Annotated in this window: 17 protein-coding genes; 13 read left to right on the plus strand and 4 right to left on the minus strand. The window is 71.7% G+C overall.

The window, feature by feature from the left end; all coding sequences use genetic code 11:
* The first annotated feature begins 102 nt into the window (after positions 1 to 102).
* The 3 genes from OHB56_RS30350 to OHB56_RS30360 are packed head-to-tail and all read left to right on the plus strand — an operon-like array spanning position 103 to position 5111.
* The gene (locus OHB56_RS30350) at positions 103 to 2070 is read left to right on the plus strand and encodes a beta-galactosidase (protein ID WP_406356705.1); all 1968 of its coding nucleotides are present in this window, start codon (positions 103 to 105) and stop codon (positions 2068 to 2070) included.
* Positions 2067 to 4361: a glycosyl hydrolase family 95 catalytic domain-containing protein gene (locus OHB56_RS30355; protein WP_406356707.1), complete on the plus strand. Its 2295-nt coding sequence runs from the start codon at positions 2067 to 2069 to the stop codon at positions 4359 to 4361. The genes OHB56_RS30350 and OHB56_RS30355 overlap by 4 nt, the downstream gene beginning before the upstream one ends.
* A 36-nt stretch (positions 4362 to 4397) precedes the next feature.
* Positions 4398 to 5111 carry a GH12 family glycosyl hydrolase domain-containing protein gene (locus OHB56_RS30360; protein ID WP_326754996.1) on the plus strand — a complete coding sequence of 238 codons (714 nt, stop codon included), beginning with the start codon at positions 4398 to 4400 and terminating at the stop codon, positions 5109 to 5111.
* An 84-nt stretch (positions 5112 to 5195) separates the two neighbouring features.
* On the opposite strand, the gene OHB56_RS30365 is transcribed toward OHB56_RS30360, so the two are convergent.
* A complete protein-coding gene (locus OHB56_RS30365; RefSeq protein WP_326754997.1) occupies positions 5196 to 6245 on the minus strand; it encodes a LacI family DNA-binding transcriptional regulator in 1050 nt (349 codons plus the stop codon).
* Positions 6246 to 6684: 439 nt separating this feature from the next.
* Between OHB56_RS30365 and OHB56_RS30370 the strand changes: the two genes are divergently transcribed.
* The 7 genes from OHB56_RS30370 (at position 6685) to OHB56_RS30400 (ending at position 16231) form a co-directional block, all read left to right on the plus strand.
* Positions 6685 to 8625: an acyl-CoA dehydrogenase family protein gene (locus tag OHB56_RS30370; RefSeq protein ID WP_406356709.1), complete on the plus strand. Its 1941-nt coding sequence runs from the start codon at positions 6685 to 6687 to the stop codon at positions 8623 to 8625.
* Positions 8626 to 8823: 198 nt separating this feature from the next.
* Positions 8824 to 10086, plus strand: coding sequence for a 1-deoxy-D-xylulose-5-phosphate reductoisomerase (dxr, locus tag OHB56_RS30375; protein ID WP_406356711.1), 1263 nt, complete (start codon positions 8824 to 8826; stop codon positions 10084 to 10086).
* Positions 10087 to 10094: 8 nt separating this feature from the next.
* Positions 10095 to 11387 (plus strand): site-2 protease family protein, encoded by a 1293-nt coding sequence (locus OHB56_RS30380; RefSeq protein ID WP_326757181.1) that lies wholly within the window; start codon positions 10095 to 10097, stop codon positions 11385 to 11387.
* Between the two features lie 196 nt (positions 11388 to 11583).
* A complete protein-coding gene (gene ispG, locus OHB56_RS30385; RefSeq protein WP_406356713.1) occupies positions 11584 to 12741 on the plus strand; it encodes a flavodoxin-dependent (E)-4-hydroxy-3-methylbut-2-enyl-diphosphate synthase in 1158 nt (385 codons plus the stop codon).
* Between the two features lie 172 nt (positions 12742 to 12913).
* Complete coding sequence (locus OHB56_RS30390; RefSeq protein ID WP_326755001.1) at positions 12914 to 13762, plus strand: GNAT family N-acetyltransferase; 849 nt, start codon at positions 12914 to 12916, stop codon at positions 13760 to 13762.
* Positions 13763 to 13856: 94 nt separating this feature from the next.
* Positions 13857 to 14441, plus strand: coding sequence for a GNAT family N-acetyltransferase (locus OHB56_RS30395; RefSeq protein WP_326755002.1), 585 nt, complete (start codon positions 13857 to 13859; stop codon positions 14439 to 14441).
* 89 nt (positions 14442 to 14530) lie between these two features.
* A complete protein-coding gene (locus OHB56_RS30400) occupies positions 14531 to 16231 on the plus strand; it encodes a proline--tRNA ligase (protein WP_326755003.1) in 1701 nt (566 codons plus the stop codon).
* Between the two features lie 417 nt (positions 16232 to 16648).
* On the opposite strand, the gene OHB56_RS30405 is transcribed toward OHB56_RS30400, so the two are convergent.
* The 3 genes from OHB56_RS30405 to OHB56_RS30415 all read right to left on the minus strand — a co-directional run bounded on the left by OHB56_RS30405 (position 16649) and on the right by OHB56_RS30415 (position 18687).
* Entirely contained in the window at positions 16649 to 17560 is a 912-nt protein-coding gene (locus OHB56_RS30405; protein WP_326755004.1) for an aminoglycoside phosphotransferase family protein, read from the minus strand.
* A gap of 92 nt (positions 17561 to 17652) precedes the next feature.
* The gene (locus OHB56_RS30410; protein ID WP_326755005.1) at positions 17653 to 18120 is read right to left on the minus strand and encodes a ferritin-like domain-containing protein; all 468 of its coding nucleotides are present in this window, start codon (positions 18118 to 18120) and stop codon (positions 17653 to 17655) included.
* 3 nt (positions 18121 to 18123) lie between these two features.
* Positions 18124 to 18687, minus strand: coding sequence for a hypothetical protein (locus tag OHB56_RS30415; RefSeq protein ID WP_326755006.1), 564 nt, complete (start codon positions 18685 to 18687; stop codon positions 18124 to 18126).
* Between the two features lie 270 nt (positions 18688 to 18957).
* Here OHB56_RS30415 and rimP point away from each other — a divergent pair, with 270 nt between their 5' ends.
* The 3 genes from rimP to OHB56_RS30430 all read left to right on the plus strand — a co-directional run bounded on the left by rimP (position 18958) and on the right by OHB56_RS30430 (position 20897).
* On the plus strand, positions 18958 to 19512 hold the full coding sequence (gene rimP / locus OHB56_RS30420; RefSeq protein ID WP_326755007.1) for a ribosome maturation factor RimP: 555 nt from the start codon (positions 18958 to 18960) through the stop codon (positions 19510 to 19512).
* A gap of 2 nt (positions 19513 to 19514) precedes the next feature.
* Positions 19515 to 20501 (plus strand): transcription termination factor NusA, encoded by a 987-nt coding sequence (nusA, locus tag OHB56_RS30425; RefSeq protein ID WP_326755008.1) that lies wholly within the window; start codon positions 19515 to 19517, stop codon positions 20499 to 20501.
* A 102-nt stretch (positions 20502 to 20603) separates the two neighbouring features.
* Entirely contained in the window at positions 20604 to 20897 is a 294-nt protein-coding gene (locus OHB56_RS30430) for a YlxR family protein (RefSeq protein ID WP_079035175.1), read from the plus strand.
* Positions 20898 to 20932 lie beyond the last annotated feature (35 nt).

A 20932-nucleotide genomic window follows, 5' to 3' on the forward strand; every position in this document is an offset into this window, starting at 1 on the left:
CCCCCCACCGGCCGTCCCGCTCCCCGACACCCGCAGAACGAGGTAGGCCATGCACGCGTCCCGCACATCCCGTACGCTCCCCACTCGCCGGGAGCGTGTCTGATGCCCGGACTGGGCGACGCCACCCGCGGGCGCATTCTCTACGGAGGCGACTACAACCCCGAGCAGTGGCCCGAGGAGACCTGGCCCGAGGACGTCCGTCTGATGCGGCAGGCAGGCGTCAACACCGTGACGCTGGGCGTGTTCTCGTGGGCGAAGCTCGAACCCCGTCCAGGGGAACGGGACTTCGGCTGGCTGGACCGGATCGTGGACCTGATGGGCGAGGCCGGTATCGGCGTCGTCCTCGCCACCCCGACGGCCTCGCCACCGCCCTGGATGGGGCACCTCCACCCGGACACCCTGCCCCGTGACGAGGAAGGCCGTACCGAGTGGTGGGGCGGCAGGCAGCACTTCTCGCACTCCAGCGCCACCTACCGCCGCTACGCCGCCGCCATCACCGAGGACCTGGCCGCCCGCTACGCCGGCCACCCGGCCCTCACCATGTGGCACATCAACAACGAGTACTGCACCTACGACTGGGGCGACGAGGCAGCCGCCCGCTTCCGCGACTGGCTCCGCGACCGCCACGGCACCCTCGACGCCCTCAACACCGCCTGGGGCACCGCCTTCTGGAGTCAGGGCTACGGTGACTGGGCCGAGGTCGTGCCGCCCCGCCACCCGCACTACCTGAAGAACCCCGCCCAGGTGCTGGACTTCAAGCGGTTCACGTCCGACATGCTCCTGGAGTGCTACACCGCCGAACGTGACATCGTCCGCCGGCACAGCCCGCACCTTCCGGTCACCACCAACTTCATGCCGCTGTGGGCGGGGCAGGACGCCTGGCGCTGGGCCGAGGAGGAGGACATCGTCTCCGTCGACCTCTACCCCGACCCGCGCGACCCCTTCGGCGCCCAGGAGGGCGCCTTGGTCCAGGACATGACGCGATCCCAGGCCCGGGGACCCTGGATGCTCATGGAGCAGGCGGCCGGACCGGTCAACTGGCGCGGGGTGAACCACCCCAAGCCCCGCGGCCTCAACCGCCTGTGGTCCTTGCAGGCCGTGGCGCGCGGCGCGGACGCCGTCTGCTACTTCCAGTGGCGCCAGTCCCGGCAGGGCGCGGAGAAGTTCCACTCCGGGATGGTGAGCCACGCCGGCGAGCGGGGCCGTACGTACCAGGAGGTCACGCGGCTCGGCGCCGATCTGGCGCGGATCGCCCCGCACGTCGCCGGCACGCACAGCACCGCCCGCGTCGCCGTACTGCACGACTGGCACTCCTGGTGGGCCGGCGACCAGGACGCCCGGCCGTCCCGCGAGGTCGACCACCCCGGCATGCTGCGCGCCTGGCACCGCGCCCTGTGGCAGGCCCACCTCACCGCCGACTTCGCCCACCCCGAACACGACCTGTCCGCCTACCCGCTGGTCCTCGTCCCCCAGCTCTACCTGCTCACGGACACGGCCGTCGACAACCTCCTCGCCCACGTGCACGGCGGCGGCACCCTCGTCTGCGGCTTCCTGACCGGCGTCGCCGACGAGGACGACCGGGTACGGCCCGGCGGCATGGACGCCCGGCTGAGGGACCTCTTCGGCATCCGCACCCTGCACGAGTGGTGGCCGCTGGACGCGGGGGAGACCGTCGCCTGCGAGGGCTTCCACGGCACCCTGTGGTCCGAGGAACTGGAGGCCGACGGCACCGCGGATGCCACGCCGCCCTACAAGGGCGGCGAACTCGACGGACTGCCCGCCGTCCTGCGCAAGGGCCGCGCCTGGTACGTCTCGACGCTCCCGGAGCCCGAGGCGCTGCGCGACCTCCTCACCCGGATCGCCGCCGGCGCGGGCGTGCGGCCTGTGCTCGACGGACTCCCCGCCCAGGTCGAGGCGGTGCGCCGGGGCGACCTGCTGTTCCTGCTCAACCACGGCCGCGAACCGGTCGCCGTCGACCTGCCGGGCCCCCACCACGACCTGCTCACCGGCGCCGACGTCACCGGCCGGGTCACCCTCGGCCGCCACGGCGCGGCGGTGCTGCGCCCATGAACGCATCCCCGCGCACGCCCGTGAACGAGACCGCACCCGTCCACGGAACCTGGGAACCGCGGCCCGCCGCCCGCTGGGAGGACGCCTTCCTGAGCGGGAACGGCCACCACGGCGCCCTTGTGTTCGGTGACCCGGACGACGAACGGGTCGTCGTCACCCATCACACCCTGGTCCGTCCGGTCGGCGCCGACGAGGACCGGCTGCCGCCCCGGCTGGCCGACGCGCTTCCCGCCCTCCAGGACCGGTTGCTCGCCGGGGACGCGAGCGCCGCCGAGACCTTCACCGACGGCCGCCCGCTCCAGTGGGTACGGCCCTTCCACCCGGCCTTCCAGGTACGTCTGCGCCGACCCGACGGCACCCGGGACGGCACCGGGGCCCCGCCGTTCCACCGCCGCGCCGTCGACTTCCGCACCGGCGTGGCGGAGGCCGCCCGCGCCGGCCGGACCGGCCGCGCCTTCGTCTCCCGCGCCGACGACGTGATCGTCCAGTACGTCACCGGGCCGGACCTCACCCTCGACATCAGCCTGGACCCCCGCCTCGCCGGCGCCCCCGGCTCGCTCGGCGTCGGACACGGCGCCGTCCTCACCGCCGAGGGCGCCCTGCTGAGCCTGCGCGCCCGTTACCCGGACAGCGACCTCGCGTACACCGGCGTCACCCTGGTCGCCGTCACCGGCGGCGCGACGAGGCTCGCCCCGTCGGGCGTGCGGGTCGAGGGCGCGCGCTCCGTACTCCTGCTCACCCGGGTACGCCGGCACACCGGGGAGACGGACGTGGTCGCCGAGGGACGCGCCCTGCGGGACCTGCTCACCGAAGGCGAAGGCGATCGCGGGACCGAAGACGTCTCGGCGGCGCCAGGGTCCTTCGCCGAGGCGTACGACGCCCTCCTCGCCCGCCACCTGTCCCTCCATCGCACCGCCTACGAGCGCGTCACCCTCGACCTGGCCGCCGACCCGGCCGAACGCGCCCTGCCGGGATCGGAGTTGCTGACCCGGCCGCGCAGCTCCGCCCTGCTCGAACGCCTCTTCGCAGCCGGCCGCTACCACCTGCTGTCCTCCGGCGGCCTGTTCCCGCCCCGTCTCACCGGCCTGTGGACCGGCGACTGGGACACCGCCTGGTCCGGCGCCTTCACCCACGACGGCAACCTCAACCTCCAGACCGCCTCCGCCGCCGCGGCGGCCCTCCCGGAGGTCACCGAGGCACTGGCGTCACTCGTCCAACGCCAGCTGCCCGACTGGCGGGACAACGCCCGTGAGGTCTTCGGCGCCCGGGGCGTGGTCGCGCCCGCGCACTCCGACGGCGAGTCCGGGCACAGCTACCACTTCAACCGCGAGTACCCGCTCCACCTGTGGACAGCGGGCGCCGACTGGCTCCTGGGGCCGCTCGTCGACCACGACGACACCCGCGGCGAGCACGATTCCCGCACCACCGCCGTCCTCGCCGAAGTCGCCCTGTTCTACGAGGACTTCCTCACCCGCACCGACGACGAGGGCCATCTGGTCGTCGTTCCCTCCTATTCGCCCGAGAACCGCCCCGCGAACGCCGGTTGGGGGACGGTCAACGCGGCCATGGACCTCTCCGCCGCCCGGCACGCGCTGCGCACCGCCGCCGACCGCCACCCCGAGCACGCCGACCGCTGGCGGGCCTTCGCCGACCGGCTCCCGCCGCACCGGATCAACGCGGACGGGGCACTGGCCGAATGGGCCCGGCCGGACCTCGCCGACGCCTACGACCACCGCCACCTCAGCCACCTCTACGCCGTCTGGCCGCTGCACGAGATCACCCCCTACGACACCCCGGACCTGGCCGCCGCCGCTCACCGCGCCCTAGAACTGCGCGGCTCCGAGAACGACTCCGCGCACGGCCATCTGCACCACGCCCTGATCGCCGCCCGTCTCCGCGACGCCGAACGGGTCGCGCGTGCCCTCGGAAGAGTCCTCGACGGCGACTTCTTCCACGCCTCCCTGATGAGCGCGCACTACCCCCACCGCGACGTCTACAACGCCGACGCCGCCCACACCCTCCCGGCCGTGCTGATCGAGGCGCTCGTGCAGTCCACCCCCGGCCGACTGGTCCTGCTGCCCGCCCCGCCCGCGGAGTACCCGCGCGGGGCGCTGCACGGCGTACGGACCCGCTTCGGCGCCGTTCTCGACCTCACCTGGACCGAGGACGGCGCCACCGCCGTCCTGCGCCCCACCCGCACCGTCCGCATCGAACTGAGGACTTCCGACGGCGCCGAGCCGCTCGACCTCGTCGCCCACGAAGACCGCGTCCTCACCCTGAAGGCGCGGTGACATCGGCGATCTCCCCCCACCCATGGAAGGAACCCCATGGCACCAAGCATCACGAGCAGGATCGGCAAGGTCCTGGCAGTGCCCGCCGTCGCCCTCGGCCTCACCGTCGGCGTGGCCTCCGCCCCCGCCCAGGCCGCGGTCTGGAGCTCCTGCGACCAGTGGGGCAACACCACGCTGAACGGCTACATCCTCTACAACAACATCTGGGGCTCCGGCGCCGGCAGCCAATGCGTCTGGGCCAACTCCGGTACCAACTGGGGAACTTGGGCCAATCACCCCAACACCGGGGGCATCAAGTCGTACCCGAACGCCAAGAAGGTGGTCAACAAGACCATCGACTCGCTCCGTTCGCTGACCAGCAGCTACAACGTCACCGTCCCGTCCGCGGGCGCGTACAACACGTCGTACGACATCTGGGACACGGACTACGACTACGAGATCATGCTCTGGGTCAACCGGTACGGTCCCGTCGGCCCGCTCGGCGGCCCGCAGGGCACGGTCTCCCTCGGCGGCCACACCTGGAACGTCTACAAGGGCGACAACGGCGCCAACGAGGTCTTCTCGTTCCTGCGCACGTCCAACTCCACTTCCGGGACCGTCAACATCCTGCCGATCCTCGACTGGATCAAGGACACCAAGGGCTGGATGGGCAACGAGACCATCGGCGACGTGCAGTTCGGCTACGAGATCACCTCGTCGTCCGGCGGACTGGACTTCCGGACCGACAACCTCACCGTCAGCAGCAGCTGAACCCGGCCTCCGTGGGGTGGGCGGCCGGCCGGCCACCCCACGGAGGAACGACGGCGGGACGGGGCGGGACCGAGGCGGCGCGGGTCACGCGCGGGCGGGCGCCGGACCCGAACTCGCCCGGACCGTCAGCTCGGGAGCGATCAGGACGACCTCGTCCCCGTCCCGCCCGTCGAGCTTGGCGACCAGGTGCTCCACGGCGTACCGGCCCATCTCCTGCGCGGGGATGGCGACCGACGTCAGCCGCACCGAAGCCTGGACGGCGACCTGTTCGGGGCAGACGGCGACCACCGAGACGTCCTCCGGCACAGCCCGCCCCTGCTGCCGCAACAGGGCGAGCAGCGGCTCGACCGCCGACTCGTTCTGCACGACGAACCCGGTGGTGCCCGGACGCTCGTCCAGGATCCGGGAGAGTGTCAGGGCCATCGCGTCGTACCCGCCCTCGCACGGCCGGTGCAGCAGCCGCACGCCCGCCTCCCTGGCCCCGGAGCGCAGTCCGTCCAGGGTGCGTTCGGCGAAACCGGTGTGCCGTTCGTACACGGCGGGGGCCTCGCCGATGACGGCGATGTCGCGGTGCCCCAGCTTCGCCAGATGCTCCACGCAGAGCGCACCGGTGGCCCGGAAGTCGAGGTCGACGCAGGTCAGGCCGGAAGTGTCGGCGGGCAGTCCGATCAGCACCGCCGGCTGGTCGGCGCGTACGCCCGGCCGCGCTCCACCGGGGGTGTCCCCGCCGCGCAGCAACGGCAGCCGCTCGTCCTCGAGCTCGACGTCCATCAGGATCATCCCGTCGGCGAGTCCGCTGCCCGCGACGCGGCGCACCGCGTCGGGGCCCTCCTCGCCGGTGAGCAGCAGGACGTCGTACCCGTGGGCGCGGGCCGTGGTGGCCACGGCGATGGCGATCTCCATCATCACGGGCACGTACATGTCCGTCCGCAGCGGGACCATCAGCGCGATGATGTTCGATCTGCTGCTGGCCAGGGCGCGGGCCCCGGCGTTCGGGTGGTACCCGAGCTCGCGGATGCTCTCCTCGACCCGCCGCCGGGTGTTCGTGGAGATGGACCTCTTGCCGCTGAGGACATAACTCACCGTGCTCGCCGAGACTCCGGCGTGCTGGGCGACCTCGGCGAGGGTGACCATCCAGCTCTCCAATTGTTGCGAAGCGCTTCGACAGTGCGCCAGGGCGATGGGCGGGTGAGGGTGGTTCGATCGGTGGCTCGACCCTAATACCAGCACGGGTACGTGTCCATAACAGCAGTCGAAGCGCTTCGACGAAAGGGGGTGCCGATGTGTCCGTCACTTCGTGGACGGGGTGCGAGCCGGACCCCGTGACACCCAGATTGCCATGAACGTGCCGCCGTCACTCCCACGGGGTCCGGCCGGGCCGGGAGTCCGTGGCGGGTCGGCCGAACGGGTGCACGAAGGGTGGCGAGGCCGCCACGAATCGGGTACATACGTACGGGTAGCACCAGTCGGTAACGTAAACCCCCAAGATCGCATGAAACGATCCTCGGGGCCGGTGCCGAGAAGAACCCCCCGACATTCCACATCCCCTCCTATAAGCGGCGAGGTGAGCCTCATGTCCGCAACACCCGAGTCTCCGTCCCGACCCACCGTCACCGAACGTGAGGCCCGCCGGGTCGCGGAGGCGGCCCGGGAGCAGGACTGGCGCAAGCCCAGCTTCGCCAAGGAACTGTTCCTCGGCCGCTTCCGGCTCGACCTCATCCACCCCCACCCCCTCCCGGCCGGCGAGGACGCCGAACGCGGCGAGGAGTTCCTGGCCAAGCTCCGAGACTTCTGCGAGACACGGATCGACGGAGCCCTGATCGACCGCGAGGCGCGCATCCCCGACGAGGTGGTCACCGGCCTCAAGGAAATCGGCGCCTTCGGCATGAAGATCGACACCAAGTACGGCGGCCTCGGCCTGACGCAGGTCTACTACAACAAGGCCCTCGCCCTGGTCGGCTCCGCCAGCCCCGCGATCGGCGCCCTGCTCTCCGCCCACCAGTCGATCGGCGTCCCGCAGCCGCTGAAGATGTTCGGCACCCAGGAGCAGAAGGACACCTTCCTGCCGCGCTGCGCCCGCACCGACATCTCGGCCTTCCTGCTCACCGAGCCCGACGTCGGCTCCGACCCGGCACGGCTCGCCACCACCGCCGTCCCGGACGGCGACGCTTACATCCTCGACGGCGTGAAGCTGTGGACGACCAACGGCGTGGTCGCCGACCTCCTCGTCGTCATGGCCCGCGTGCCGAAGTCTGAGGGCCACCGGGGCGGCATCACCGCGTTCGTCGTGGAAGCGGAATCCGAGGGCGTCACCGTCGAGAACCGCAACGCCTTCATGGGCCTGCGCGGCCTGGAGAACGGCGTCACCCGCTTCCACCGCGTCCGGGTCCCCGCCGCCCACCGCATCGGCGCGGAGGGGCAGGGCCTGAAGATCGCGCTCACCACGCTGAACACCGGACGGCTGTCCCTGCCCGCGATGTGCGTCGGCGCCGGAAAATGGTGCCTGAAGATCGCCCGCGAATGGTCGGCGGCCCGCGAGCAGTGGGGCAAACCGGTGGCGCTGCACGAAGCGGTCGGCTCGAAGATCGCGTTCATCGCGGCGACCACCTTCGCCCTGGAGGCCGTACTCGACCTGTCCTCGCAGATGGCCGACGAGAACCGCAACGACATCCGCATCGAGGCCGCGCTCGCCAAGCTGTACGGCTCGGAGATGGCCTGGCTGATGGCCGACGAACTGGTCCAGATCCGCGGCGGACGCGGCTTCGAGACCGCCGACTCCCTCCGGGAACGCGGCGAGCGGGCGGTCCCGGCTGAGCAGATCCTGCGCGACCTGCGCATCAACCGCATCTTCGAGGGCTCCACCGAGATCATGCACCTGCTGATCGCACGGGAGGCCGTCGACGCCCACCTGTCGGTCGCCGGCGACCTCATCGACCCCGAGAAGACCCTGGGCGACAAGGCGAGGGCAGGGGCGAACGCCGGCCTCTTCTACGCGAAGTGGCTGCCCAAGCTCGTCGCGGGGCCCGGACAACTGCCCCGTACTTACGGCGAGTTCAAGCACGGCATCGACCTGTCGCCGCACCTGCGGTACGTCGAGCGCGCGGCCCGCAGGCTCGCCCGCTCCACCTTCTACGCCATGTCCCGCTGGCAGGGCCGGATGGAGACCAAGCAGGGCTTCCTGGGCCGGATCGTCGACATCGGGGCCGAACTGTTCGCGATGAGCGCCGCCTGCGTCCGCGCCGAGCTCCTGCGCACCCGCGGCGAGAACGGGCGCGAGGCCTACCAGCTCGCCGACGCCTTCTGCCGCCAGTCCCGCGTCCGCGTCGAGGAGCTCTTCGACCGGCTGTGGACCAACACCGACGACATCGACCACAAGGTCGTCAAGGGTGTGCTCTCCGGCACGTACACCTGGCTGGAGCAGGGCATCGTCGACCCCTCGGGCGACGGCCCCTGGATCGCGGACGCCGCGCCCGGCCCGAGCACCCGCGAGAACCGGCACCGGCCGATCCGCTGAGGCGGCCGGCCGCGGTGGCCCGCGGCCGGCCGACGCGGGTGATGCCGGTAGGGAGCCGGAAGGAAGACCGAAAGGAAGAAGGGAAGGAACAGGGCCGGAGCGGGGCGGCCCCGGTGACGCAGCCCCGGCGCGGACCACGACGCACGAGCTGCCGGGGCGGGGCCCCGGCAGTCCCCACGACCGGACACAATGGAGTCCATGACCGACGCTCCAGCTCCGCTCGCCGACCCGCACCTGGTGTACGACCCCGTGGCGGGGGACGGCCCCAAGGACGTGGTGATCCTCGGCTCCACCGGGTCGATCGGCACCCAGGCCATCGATCTCGTACTGCGCAACCCCGACCGTTTCCGCGTCACCGGCCTGTCCGCCAACGGCGGCCGTGTCGCGCTCCTCGCCGAACAGGCCCACCGGCTGCGGGTGCGCACGGTCGCCGTCGCCCGTGAGGACGTCGTCGGCGCGCTGCGCGACGCGCTGGCTGCGCGGTACGGCCCGGGGAAGCCGCTGCCCGAGATCCTGGCCGGAGCGGACGCGGCCACACGGCTCGCCGCCTCCGACTGCCACACCGTCCTCAACGGCATCACCGGCTCCATCGGACTGGCCCCGACCCTCGCCGCCCTGGAGGCGGGCCGCACCCTCGCGCTCGCGAACAAGGAGTCGCTGATCGTCGGCGGCCCGCTGGTCAAGGCACTGGCGAAGCCGGGACAGATCATCCCGGTCGACTCCGAGCACGCCGCGCTGTTCCAGGCGCTGGCCGCCGGAACCCGCGCGGACGTCCAAAAGCTCGTCGTCACCGCGTCCGGCGGCCCCTTCCGCGGCCGCACCAGGGACGAACTGGCGAACGTCACCGTCGAGGACGCCCTGGCCCACCCCACCTGGGCCATGGGCCCGGTGATCACGATCAACTCCGCGACCCTCGTCAACAAGGGCCTCGAAGTCATCGAGGCCCACCTCCTGTACGACATTCCCTTCGATCGCATTGAGGTCGTCGTGCACCCGCAGTCGTATGTCCACTCGATGGTTGAGTTCACGGACGGATCGACACTGGCCCAGGCGACGCCCCCCGACATGCGCGGGCCCATCGCCATCGGCCTCGGCTGGCCCGAAAGGGTCCCCGACGCCGCCCCGGTCTTCGACTGGAGCAAGGCGTCCACCTGGGAGTTCCACCCCCTCGACAACGAGGCCTTCCCCTCGGTGAACCTGGCCCGGCACGTGGGCGGGATCGCGGGAACCGCCCCGGCGGTGTTCAACGCGGCGAACGAGGAGTGCGTGGAGGCGTTCCGCGCCGGCGCGCTGCCGTTCAACGGGATCATCGATACGGTCATTCGGGTGGTCGAGGAGCACGGCACCCCCCGGCCGGGAACCTCTTTGACGGTCCCGGACGTCCTCGAAGCGGAGACCTGGGCGCGAGCGAGGACCCGGGAACTGACAGCCCGTACGGCGAGCGCGGAGGCGCGTGCATGACGACCCTGATGTTCATCCTCGGCATAGTCGTCTTCGCGGTCGGCCTGCTGGTCTCGATCGCCTGGCACGAGCTGGGCCACCTGTCCACCGCCAAGATGTTCGGCATCCGGGTGCCCCAGTACATGGTCGGCTTCGGCCCGACCATCTGGTCCCGGCACAAGGGCGAGACCGAGTACGGCATCAAGGCGATCCCGTTCGGCGGCTACATCCGCATGATCGGCATGTTCCCGCCCGGCGCGGACGGACGTCTGGAGGCCCGCTCCACCTCACCGTGGCGCGGCATGATCGAGGACGCCCGCTCCGCCGCCTTCGAGGAACTGCAGCCCGGCGACGAGAAGCGCCTGTTCTACACACGGAAACCCTGGAAACGGGTGATCGTGATGTTCGCGGGCCCGTTCATGAACCTGATCCTCGCGGTCGCGCTGTTCCTCACCGTGCTGATGGGCTTCGGCGTCCAGCAGCAGACCACCACCGTCAGCTCGGTCTCCCCCTGCGTCATCTCGCAGAGCGAGAACCGCGACACGTGCGAGAAGTCCGACCCCCGGTCCCCGGCCGAGGCGGCCGGGATGAAGGCGGGCGACAGGATCGTCGCGTTCGACGGCGTCCGGACCGACGACTGGGGCACGCTCTCCGACCTCATCCGCGACAGCGCCGGAAAGGCCGTGCCGATCGTCGTCGACCGTGACGGCCAGGAGGTCGCCCTCCAGGCGGACATCGCCACCAACCTGGTCGCCAAGAAGGACTCCGACGGGCTCTACGTCGAGGGCGAGTACGTCAAGGCCGGCTTCCTCGGCTTCAGCGCGGCCACCGGCGTCGTCAAGCAGGACTTCGGCGACTCCGTGGTCTGGATGACCGACCGGGTCGGCGACGCGGTCGACTCCCTGGCCGCCCTGCCGTCCAAGGTGCCCGCCCTGTGGGACGCCGCCTTCGGCGACGGCCCGCGCGAGCAGGACTCCCCGATGGGCGTCGTCGGAGCGGCCCGGGTCGGCGGCGAGATCGCCACGCTCGACATCCCGGCCTCGCAGCAGATGGCCATGTTCGTGATGCTGCTCGCGGGCTTCAACCTCTCCCTGTTCCTGTTCAACATGCTCCCGCTGCTGCCCCTCGACGGAGGGCACATCGCGGGCGCCCTGTGGGAATCACTGCGCCGCAACCTCGCCAGGGTGCTCCGCCGCCCCGACCCGGGCCCGTTCGACGTGGCGAAACTGATGCCGGTGGCCTATGTGGTGGCCGGTGTCTTCGTCTGCTTCACCCTCCTCGTCCTCGTCGCGGACGTGGTCAACCCGATACGGATCTCGTAAAGCCCGTCCGGTACGCATCCGCCGGACACCTGCCGTTCACGATGGCCTGGAACCCTTTCGTTCCGGGCCATCGCCCTTTGGGTGGGTTTACGACCGGGATGTGCCGGGGCCGATGGCCGTGCCGTAATCTCGGAGCGCGGAGCCCGCTGCTCACCGGGAGCCGGACCTTGATCCACGACTTGGGGTTGCACAGCAGATGACTGCGATTTCTCTCGGCATGCCGTCCGTTCCGACCACGCTGGCTCGGCGCCGCAGGAGCCGGAAGATCCAGGTCGGGTCGGTGGCGGTGGGCGGGGACGCGCCGGTGTCGGTGCAGTCGATGACGACGACGCGGACCTCGGACATCGGGGCGACGCTGCAGCAGATCGCGGAGCTGACGGCGTCGGGCTGTCAGATCGTGCGGGTGGCGTGTCCCACGCAGGACGACGCGGACGCGCTGGCGACGATCGCGCGCAAGTCGCAGATTCCGGTGATCGCCGATATTCACTTCCAGCCGAAGTACGTGTTCGCGGCGATCGAGGCGGGCTGTGCGGCGGTGCGGGTGAACCCGGGCAACATCAAGCAGTTCGACGACAAGGTCAAGGAGATCGCGAAGGCGGCCGGGGAGCACGGCACGCCGATCCGGATCGGGGTGAACGCCGGCTCGCTGGACCGGCGGCTGCTGCGGAAGTACGGGAAGGCGACGCCGGAGGCGCTGGCGGAGTCGGCGCTGTGGGAGGCGTCGCTGTTCGAGGAGCACGGCTTTCGGGACATCAAGATCTCGGTCAAGCACAACGATCCGGTGGTGATGGTGGAGGCCTACCGGCAGCTGGCGGCGCAGTGCGACTATCCGCTGCACCTGGGGGTGACCGAGGCGGGTCCGGCGTTCCAGGGCACGATCAAGTCGGCGGTGGCGTTCGGGGCGCTGCTCTCGCAGGGGATCGGGGACACGATCCGGGTGTCGCTGTCGGCGCCGCCGGTGGAGGAGGTCAAGGTCGGCCTGCAGATCCTGGAGTCGCTGAATCTCAAGCAGCGGGGTCTGGAGATCGTGTCGTGTCCGTCCTGCGGGCGTGCGCAGGTGGATGTGTACAAGCTGGCGGACGAGGTGACGGCGGGTCTGGAGGGGATGGACGTGCCGTTGCGGGTGGCGGTGATGGGCTGTGTGGTGAACGGTCCGGGGGAGGCCCGGGAGGCCGATCTGGGGGTGGCGTCCGGCAACGGCAAGGGGCAGATCTTCGTGAAGGGCGAGGTGATCAAGACCGTGCCGGAGTCGAAGATCGTGGAGACCCTCATCGAGGAGGCCATGAAGATCGCCGAACAGATGGAAGCCGACGGCGTGACCTCCGGCGAACCCCAGATCTCGGTCGCCGGCTGACGAAGCCCGCCAGTCCCGTCAGGCCCGTCTCCCCACCCGGGCCGGTCGCTCGGCCCGTCCTGCCCGGAGAACCTCCGGGCAGGACCGTTTCTCTCCCGCGGAGCGGCAGCACACAAAATCGACGGGTACAGTGCGGAAACCAGCAGACCCAAGTGTGTGAGGCCCCCCGCACGTGTTGACGCAGACCACCTCCCGGGTCCTCGAACCGAGCGACCTGGACGCCGCCCTCGCCATCCTCGACCGCGAGCCGGTGGCGAACGCCTTCGTGACATCCCGGGTACAGGTCGCGGGCCTGGACCCGTGGCGGCTCGGCGGCGAGATGTGGGGCTGGTACGAGGACGGCATGCTCACGTCCCTGTGCTACGCGGGCGCCAACCTGGTCCCCATCTGCGCCACCCCCCGGGCCGTCCGCGCCTTCGCCGACCGCGCCCGCCGGGCCGGCCGCCGCTGCTCCTCCGTCGTCGGCCCCGTGACCCCCACCGCCGCACTGTGGCGGCTGCTCGAACCCCAGTGGGGCCCCGCCCGCGAGGTCCGCGCCCACCAGCCCTTGATGGTCGCCGACCGGCTGCCCGAGAACATCACCCCGGACCCCTACGTCCGCCGCGTCCGCAAGGACGAGATGGAAAAGATCATGCCGGCCTGCGTGGCGATGTTCACCGAGGAGGTCGGGATCTCCCCGCTGGCCGGCGACGGCGGCCTGCTCTACCAGGCCCGGGTCGCCGAACTCGTCGGCGCCGGACGAGCCTTCGCCCGCTTCGACGCCGAGGGCAAGGTCGTCTTCAAGGCCGAGATCGGCGCCGCCACCGACCGCACCTGCCAGATCCAGGGCGTATGGGTGGCACCCGAACACCGGGGCAGGGGCGTCGCCGCCCCCGGCATGGCGGCAGTGCTCCGCTACGCCCTCGCGGACGTCGCCCCCGTGACGAGCCTCTACGTCAACGACTTCAACACCCCCGCACGCCGGACCTACCGGCGAGTGGGATTCCAGGAGGTCGGCGAGTTCATGAGCATCCTGTTCTGACCCCACCGACCCCGCCCGCCCGCCCCGCCCGGTGCCGTCGTGAGGCCGCGCGGAGCCGTCCCGACCCGCGCCGACGCCCTGTAGTCTCCCCGGCATGCTGCGCTTTCCCGGTCACGGGCACCCCCGCCCCGACGACATCGTGATCGGCCCCCTCGACCTCGCCGCGCACGTCGACGAGGCGCTGGCGGTCCAGGCGAAGGCGTTCGGCCTCGGCCCGGACGAGGTGGCCGTACGCCGGCAGATCGTGCTGCGCCACATGACCCTGCCGGGAGCCAGAGCCTTCGGTGCCACCGTCACCGGCCGCCTCGTCGGCTTCGTCTACGGCATGCCCAACGACCGTGCCCACTGGTGGTCCACGGTCGTCGAACCCCATCTGCGCGCCCGGGGCCTCGACGACTGGCTCGACGGTTCCTTCGTCATCACCGAACTGCACGTCCACCCGCGCTACCAGAAGCACGGCATCGGCCGCTCCCTGATCACCACGATCACCGACGGCGCCGACGAACCCCGCTCGATCCTCTCCGCCATCGACATAGAGAGCCCCGCCCGCGGCCTGTACCGCTCCCTCGGCTACGAGGACCTCGCCCGCCGCGTCCACTTCCCCAGCGCCCCCAAGCCGTACGCCGTGATGGGCGCCCCCTTGCCGCTCCGTCGCGCGCAGGGCCGAAAGGGCCAGTAGGGCCACAGGGGCCGTAACCGATTTCCACCGCCCCGTCCCGCCCCGCTAACCTCCAGTCATCACCCAGACGCAGCAGGAGTACGAGAACCATGGCGAACGCACCGGTCCAGCGCATGTCCCAGTTGATGGCGAAAACGCTGCGCGACGACCCGGCGGACGCCGAGGTCCTCAGCCACAAGCTGCTCGTCCGCGCGGGGTACGTGCGCCGCACCGCCGCCGGCATCTGGAGCTGGCTGCCCCTCGGCAAGAAGGTCCTCGCCAACGTCGAACGCGTCGTGCGCGAGGAGATGGACGCCATCGGCGCCCAGGAGGTACTGCTCCCCGCCATCCTGCCGCGTGAGCCCTACGAGACGACCGGCCGCTGGGAGGAGTACGGCCCCGAGCTGTTCCGCCTCCAGGACCGCAAGGGCGGCGACTACCTCCTCGGCCCCACCCACGAGGAGATCTTCACCCTCCTGGTGAAGGACCAGGCGTCCTCCTACAAGGACCTGCCGGTGATCCTCTACCAGATCCAGAGCAAGTACCGCGACGAGGCCCGCCCCCGCGCGGGCATCCTGCGCGGACGCGAGTTCCTGATGAAGGACTCGTACTCCTTCGACCTCGACGACGAGGGCCTGACCCGGTCCTACGGTCTGCACCGCCAGGCGTACCAGCGGATCTTCGAGCGCCTCGGCCTCGACTACCGCATCTGCGCCGCCACCGCCGGCGCGATGGGCGGCTCCAAGTCCGAGGAGTTCCTCGCCCCCGCGGAGGCCGGTGAGGACACCTTCGCGGACTGCCCGAACTGCGACTTCGCCGCGAACACCGAGGCGATCTCCTACGAGGTGAAGCCCGTCGACGGCTCCGCCGTCCCGGCCGCCGAGGACATCCCGACCCCCGACACCCCCACCATCGAGACCCTCGCCGCCTCGCTCGGCGTCCCCGCCTCGGCCACGCTGAAGAACCTGCTGGTCAAGGTCGACGGCGAGATCGTCGCCGTGGGCGTTCCCGGCGACCGGGAGGTCGACCTGGGCAAGGTCGAGGCGCACTTCGCCCCGGCCGCCGTCGAACTGGTCACCGCCGAGGACTTCGTCGGCCGCCCCGACCTGGTCCGCGGCTACGTCGGCCCGCAGGGCCTGGAGAAGGTCCGCTACATCGCCGACCCGCGCGTGGCACCGGGCACGTCCTGGATCACCGGGGCCAACAAGGCCGACACCCACGCCAAGAACGTGGTCGCGGGCCGCGACTTCGAGGTCGACGCGTACGTGGACGTCGTCGTGGTCGACGAGGGCGACCCCTGCCCGAAGTGCGGCACCGGCCTCCGGCTCGACCGCGCCATCGAGATCGGCCACATCTTCCAGCTGGGCCGCAAGTACGCCGACGCCCTCAAGCTCGACGTCCTCGGGCAGCAGGGCAAGCCCGTCCGCGTCACCATGGGCTCCTACGGCGTCGGTGTCTCCCGCGCGGTGGCGGCCCTGGCCGAGCAGACCGCCGACGACAAGGGCCTGTGCTGGCCCCAGGAGATCGCCCCGGCCGACGTCCATGTGGTCGCCGCGGGCAAGGCCCTGCAGACCGAGCTCGCCCTCGACGTCTCCGCCAAGCTCGCCGCCGCCGGCGTCCGCGTCCTGGTCGACGACCGTGCGGGCGTCTCGCCGGGCGTGAAGTTCACCGACTCCGAACTGATCGGCGTTCCGCAGATCCTGGTCGCCGGCCGCCGCTCCGCCGAGGGCATCGTCGAGCTGAAGGACCGCCGTACCGGCGAACGCGAGGAAGTGACCGTGGACGAGGCGATCGCCCGCCTCACGGCCTGACCGCACCACCACCGGAGCCCACGCGGGACCGCCCCCGCGCGGGCTCCGGTGATCCCGGCCGAAGCCCACGGCCCGGTACACGCGTCCCTGACGCCCCGGCCGTCGGCGGTGCGGGCCCGTACGCCGGAATCCACAGTGCGGCCGCCGTACCGGCGAACGCGGGGGATTCACCGTGGCCGAGGCCCCGGATCGCTCCACGGCACGGCCACGCCGTCACCGTGCCGAGACCGGAGCCCGCGTCGTGATCGCGGCCGGAGGACCGGACCGTACACAGCGGCTCACCGCGTGACCGCGTCAACGGCGCGCGGGAGGACCCGGTGGACGACGCGATCGCCCGGCTCACGCCGTCACCACGACGAGGCCGGGAGCCCGCGCGGAGTCGTTCCCCGCGCGGACTCCCGGCGGCACCACGCGGTGTCAGAGCCAGCCGGCGAACTCCAGGAGGAGCTCCGCGTCCCGGTCGCGGCCGATGCGACGGGCGCGCACGCCGGACTCCACCGCGCGGAACAGCGTCCAGCCGCGCAGACGTTCCTGGTCGATCTCCAGGGACTCCGCCAGGCGCTTCACCCGGCGGCGGGTCGTCGTCGCGCCGGAGGGCTGGGCGATGAGGTCCTCCACGCGGTCGCGTACCAGCCGGGCCAGGTCGAAGGCGTGCTCGCCCACCACCGGGTCCGGGCCCACCGCCAGCCACGGCATCCGCTCGGCGGAGAGCACCTTGCTCTGCCGGAACGTGCCGTGCAGCAGCCGGTGCTCGGGCGGCGCGGCCAGCAGTTCCTCGCGCGCCGCCAGCGCCGCGGACACCAGCGGTGCCACCTCGGGAAATCCCGCGGCACCCGCCCGCATGGCCTCGGCCTGCCGGCCGGTCCGCTCGGCCACCGTCTCGAAGGGATGAGCGGTGTCCCCCGCGGGCGGCTCGACCCACAGCCGCCGCAGCGTCGCGGCGGCCTCCAGCAGAGCCTTCGCCTCCGGCAACGACCGCACCGAGACATCCGGATGCAGCCGCTCCAGCAGCAGCGCCCCGTCCGGGGAGGAGGGCTCCAGCAACCGGACCGTGCCCAGCCCGTTCCAGTGGGCCAGCGCGGCCCGCTCGCTCTCCGGCCGGGCCCGCGCGGGGGCCAGTTTCAGCACGGCGGGCGTGTCGTCGGCCGTCCGCACCAGCACCACCAGGCTGCTGCGACCCCCGGGCACCTGCACCCGTTCCACGGTCAGCCCGCGCAGTGCGACGGCCTCACGCGCCGCCTCGGGCAGCTTCCCCAGCCAGTCCGCACCGCCGTCGGGAGCCGTCTCACCCAGCGCCCTCACCAGACGCTGCGGCGGTTCGAAGACCATGCGCGAGTCGTTCCCTTCGTGCTGTACGCGACATCTGCCGCCGTCCCCTCACGCCGCTCCGGCACGCCCTCGCGTGCGGTCGTGAGGCTCCCTCACACCGGCGGCACCGACGGAGCCTCCGAGGACGGCCCGGCCCGCTCGGCGAGCCCAGGGAAGGCTACGCTCTCCCCGCTCCAGCGCACCGCCCGCACCGCGGCCTCCCGCAGCGCCTCGGCCGCCGCGCGGCGCCGCGCGCCTTCGCTCGCGCGCACCAGGTCCGAGTACACCCCGGCCACCCGGTTCTCCAGCTCCGCCGCGAGCCGCACGGCCGCGGCCGGGTCCGGTACCTGGAACGGCAGCGCGTACCCCGCGGCCGCGGCCACGGGGTCGGCGCCCGTGTCCTTCACCTCGCGCACCAGCGCGTCCCGGCGCGCGCGGTGCGCGTCGTGGGCCGAGCGCGCGTCCGCGCGCCGGTCGTCGGCGATCCGCCCGCCGACGACCCCGTATCCGTACACCGCCGCGTGCTCCGCCGCCAGGGCCGCCTGGAGCGCCCGCAGCTCCCGGTCCTTCGCCTCGCTCACCCGTCAGCCCTCCGTCAGCACGAACACATGCGCCGCGCCGGCTGCCGCCACCGACGCCAGCAGCCTGGCCAGCTCGGCCGGCGCGTCGAGCAGTGCTTCCAGGCGCCGGTCGGCGATCTCCCGCTCGGCGGCGGCGAGCCCGGAGAGGGCGTCCTTCTCCTTCGCGGGCACCGGCACCGGTGACGAGGCGGACGGCACCGGTGCCGAGGCGGACGGCCCCGCCCCGGCGGGCACCGGCGACTCCGGCGACGCCGAACCCGCCGCGGTCCCGAGACTCTCGAAGGCCTTCGCGTGCCGCACGGCGTTCTCGCGCAACGGAGCCAGCCGCTGCGCGAGCCCGGCGTGCGCCGCGATCACGGCGTCGTACCGCTCGGCCAGCTCCCGGCTGTCGCGCGCCGCACGCGCGCGTGCCCGTTCGGAGGCCGGGGGAGAAGGGCTGCCGGCGGCGGGGCCGGCATCCCGGGACCCGGCGGAACAGCCCGCCGCGAGCAGGGCCGTCGGGGCGACGGCGAGCAGGCTCCTTCTGCGCGGCCCCGTACGGGCGCGCGGAGCATGGGGGAACGGCACGGCAGACGTCCTCGGGGGCTCGTACGGAACGTGGCGACGGAAGAAGAGCCCCAGGCGCTGCCCTCGAACTCCCGCCCTCCAGGCGAGCAAGGGGAGTTCGACGACAGGACCCAGGTCCGTGATCACGGTACCCGTGCATCTCCCCGACGGCGCTCAGCGGCACCCCCCCCGGTGACCGGGTGGACGGCATCACCCCTCGCGACCGGATACCCTTTGAACCAGACACGCGCCCCATCCCACAACAGCACACGCGGCCGAGGAGTCACCCGGATGAGCAGCACCCAGAGCGAGAGGCTTCGAGAACTTCTGGAACCGCTCGTCAGCTCGCAGGGCCTCGATCTCGAGGAGATCGCCGTGGACGCGGTCGGCCGCAAGCGGGTGCTGCGCGTCGTGGTCGACTCGGACACCGGCGCGGATCTGGACCGCATCGCCGATGTGAGCCGTGTGCTCTCGGCGAAGCTCGACGAGACCGACGCGATGGGCAGCGGCGAGTACACCCTCGAGGTCGGAACCCCGGGCGCCGAACGCCCCCTCACCGAGTACCGGCACTACGTGCGCGCCACGGGCCGCCTGGTGGGCTTCCGGCTGACGGCGGGCGACGAACTGGTCGCCCGGATCCTGCGGACCGACGACGACGGCCTCGACCTCGAGGTGCCCGGGGTCAAGGGCCGCAAGCCCACCGCGCGCCGGCTCGCCTTCGACGAGATCGACAGAGCGCGCGTCCAGGTCGAGTTCAACCGCAGGGACGACAGGTCCGCCGCGCAGGACGCGACCGGGACCGACGACACGAACGACACCAACGACAAGACGGAAGAGGAGGCGTAGCCGTGGACATCGACATGAGCGCCCTGCGGGGTTTGGTACGGGAGAAGGAGATCTCCTTCGACCTGCTGGTCGAGGCCATCGAGTCGGCCCTCCTCATCGCCTACCACCGCACCGAGGGAAGCCGCCGCCACGCGCGCGTGAAGCTCGACCGGGAGACCGGGCATGTGACGGTGTGGGCGAAGGAGGATCCCGAGGACCTCGACGAGGGCCAGGAGGCCCGCGAGTTCGACGACACCCCGTCCGACTTCGGCCGCATCGCCGCCACCACGGCCAAGCAGGTCATCCTGCAGCGCCTGCGCGACGCCGAGGACGACGCGACGCTCGGCGAGTACGCCGGCCGTGAGGGCGACATCGTCACCGGCGTGGTCCAGCAGGGCCGCGACCCGAAGAACGTCCTGGTCGACATCGGCAAGCTGGAGGCCATCCTGCCGGTGCAGGAGCAGGTTCCCGGCGAGACCTACCCGCACGGACTGCGGCTGCGCAGTTACGTCGTCCGGGTGGCGAAGGGCGTGCGCGGCCCGTCCGTCACCCTGTCGCGCACACATCCCAATCTGGTGAAGAAACTCTTCGCCCTGGAGGTGCCGGAGATCGCCGACGGCTCGGTGGAGATCTCCGCCATCGCCCGCGAGGCCGGCCACCGTACGAAGATCGCCGTCCACTCCACCCGGTCCGGGCTGAACGCCAAGGGCGCCTGCATCGGCCCCATGGGCGGCCGCGTACGCAACGTGATGGGCGAGCTGAACGGCGAGAAGATCGACATCGTCGACTGGTCGGACGACCCCGCCGAGATGGTGGCCAACGCGCTCTCCCCGGCCCGTGTCACCAAGGTGGAGATCGTGGACCTGGCGGCCCGGTCCGCCCGGGTGATCGTGCCGGACTACCAGCTGTCCCTGGCGATCGGCAAGGAGGGGCAGAACGCCCGCCTGGCCGCCCGTCTGACCGGCTGGCGGATCGACATCCGGCCGGACACGGAGCAGCCCGGGGAATAGATCCAAGCCGCCGCGCGCTGAGATCACGACAGTCTTGCGCGCGGCACGTGTTCGATACTTGCCCCAAAGGGGTGAGGTCGGTCCGGGGAGGTAGACTTAGTAGTGTCTGGCCGGACACCTACCCACGCGCGCCCCGAGCGCACCTGCGTGGGCTGCCGGGAGCGAGCAGTCAAGAACGAGCTGCTGCGGACCGTGGTGATCGAGGATGTGTGCGTTCCTGATCCACGCGGTACGCTGCCCGGCCGGGGTGCGTATGTACATCCCGCCCCGGTCTGTCTTGACCAGGCGGTGCGCCGAAGGGCGTTTCCGCGGGCGCTCCGCGTCCCGGGACCGCTCGACGTAAAGGCGTTGCGCCACTACGTCGAGCAGGCACAGGGTTGCGACAGCAATCCGTAAGAAGACATGCCGTGCGGAACCCCCCGTGCGGTCTG

It is taken from the genome of Streptomyces sp. NBC_01635 (assembly GCF_045209715.1).
In the GTDB taxonomy this organism is placed as follows: Bacteria; Actinomycetota; Actinomycetes; order Streptomycetales; family Streptomycetaceae; genus Streptomyces; species Streptomyces hirsutus.

What these genes read in the sequence shown, in the direction of transcription:
- OHB56_RS30350 (WP_406356705.1), top strand. Translation starts at nt 103, where the DNA reads ATGCCCGGACTGGGCGACGCCACCCGCGGGCGCATTCTCTACGGAGGC.
- OHB56_RS30355 (WP_406356707.1), top strand. Translation starts at nt 2,067, where the DNA reads ATGAACGCATCCCCGCGCACGCCCGTGAACGAGACCGCACCCGTCCAC.
- OHB56_RS30360 (WP_326754996.1), top strand. Translation starts at nt 4,398, where the DNA reads ATGGCACCAAGCATCACGAGCAGGATCGGCAAGGTCCTGGCAGTGCCC.
- OHB56_RS30365 (WP_326754997.1), bottom strand. Translation starts at nt 6,245, where the DNA reads ATGGTCACCCTCGCCGAGGTCGCCCAGCACGCCGGAGTCTCGGCGAGC.
- OHB56_RS30370 (WP_406356709.1), top strand. Translation starts at nt 6,685, where the DNA reads ATGTCCGCAACACCCGAGTCTCCGTCCCGACCCACCGTCACCGAACGT.
- dxr (WP_406356711.1), top strand. Translation starts at nt 8,824, where the DNA reads ATGACCGACGCTCCAGCTCCGCTCGCCGACCCGCACCTGGTGTACGAC.
- OHB56_RS30380 (WP_326757181.1), top strand. Translation starts at nt 10,095, where the DNA reads ATGTTCATCCTCGGCATAGTCGTCTTCGCGGTCGGCCTGCTGGTCTCG.
- ispG (WP_406356713.1), top strand. Translation starts at nt 11,584, where the DNA reads ATGACTGCGATTTCTCTCGGCATGCCGTCCGTTCCGACCACGCTGGCT.
- OHB56_RS30395 (WP_326755002.1), top strand. Translation starts at nt 13,857, where the DNA reads ATGCTGCGCTTTCCCGGTCACGGGCACCCCCGCCCCGACGACATCGTG.
- OHB56_RS30400 (WP_326755003.1), top strand. Translation starts at nt 14,531, where the DNA reads ATGGCGAACGCACCGGTCCAGCGCATGTCCCAGTTGATGGCGAAAACG.
- OHB56_RS30405 (WP_326755004.1), bottom strand. Translation starts at nt 17,560, where the DNA reads ATGGTCTTCGAACCGCCGCAGCGTCTGGTGAGGGCGCTGGGTGAGACG.
- rimP (WP_326755007.1), top strand. Translation starts at nt 18,958, where the DNA reads ATGAGCAGCACCCAGAGCGAGAGGCTTCGAGAACTTCTGGAACCGCTC.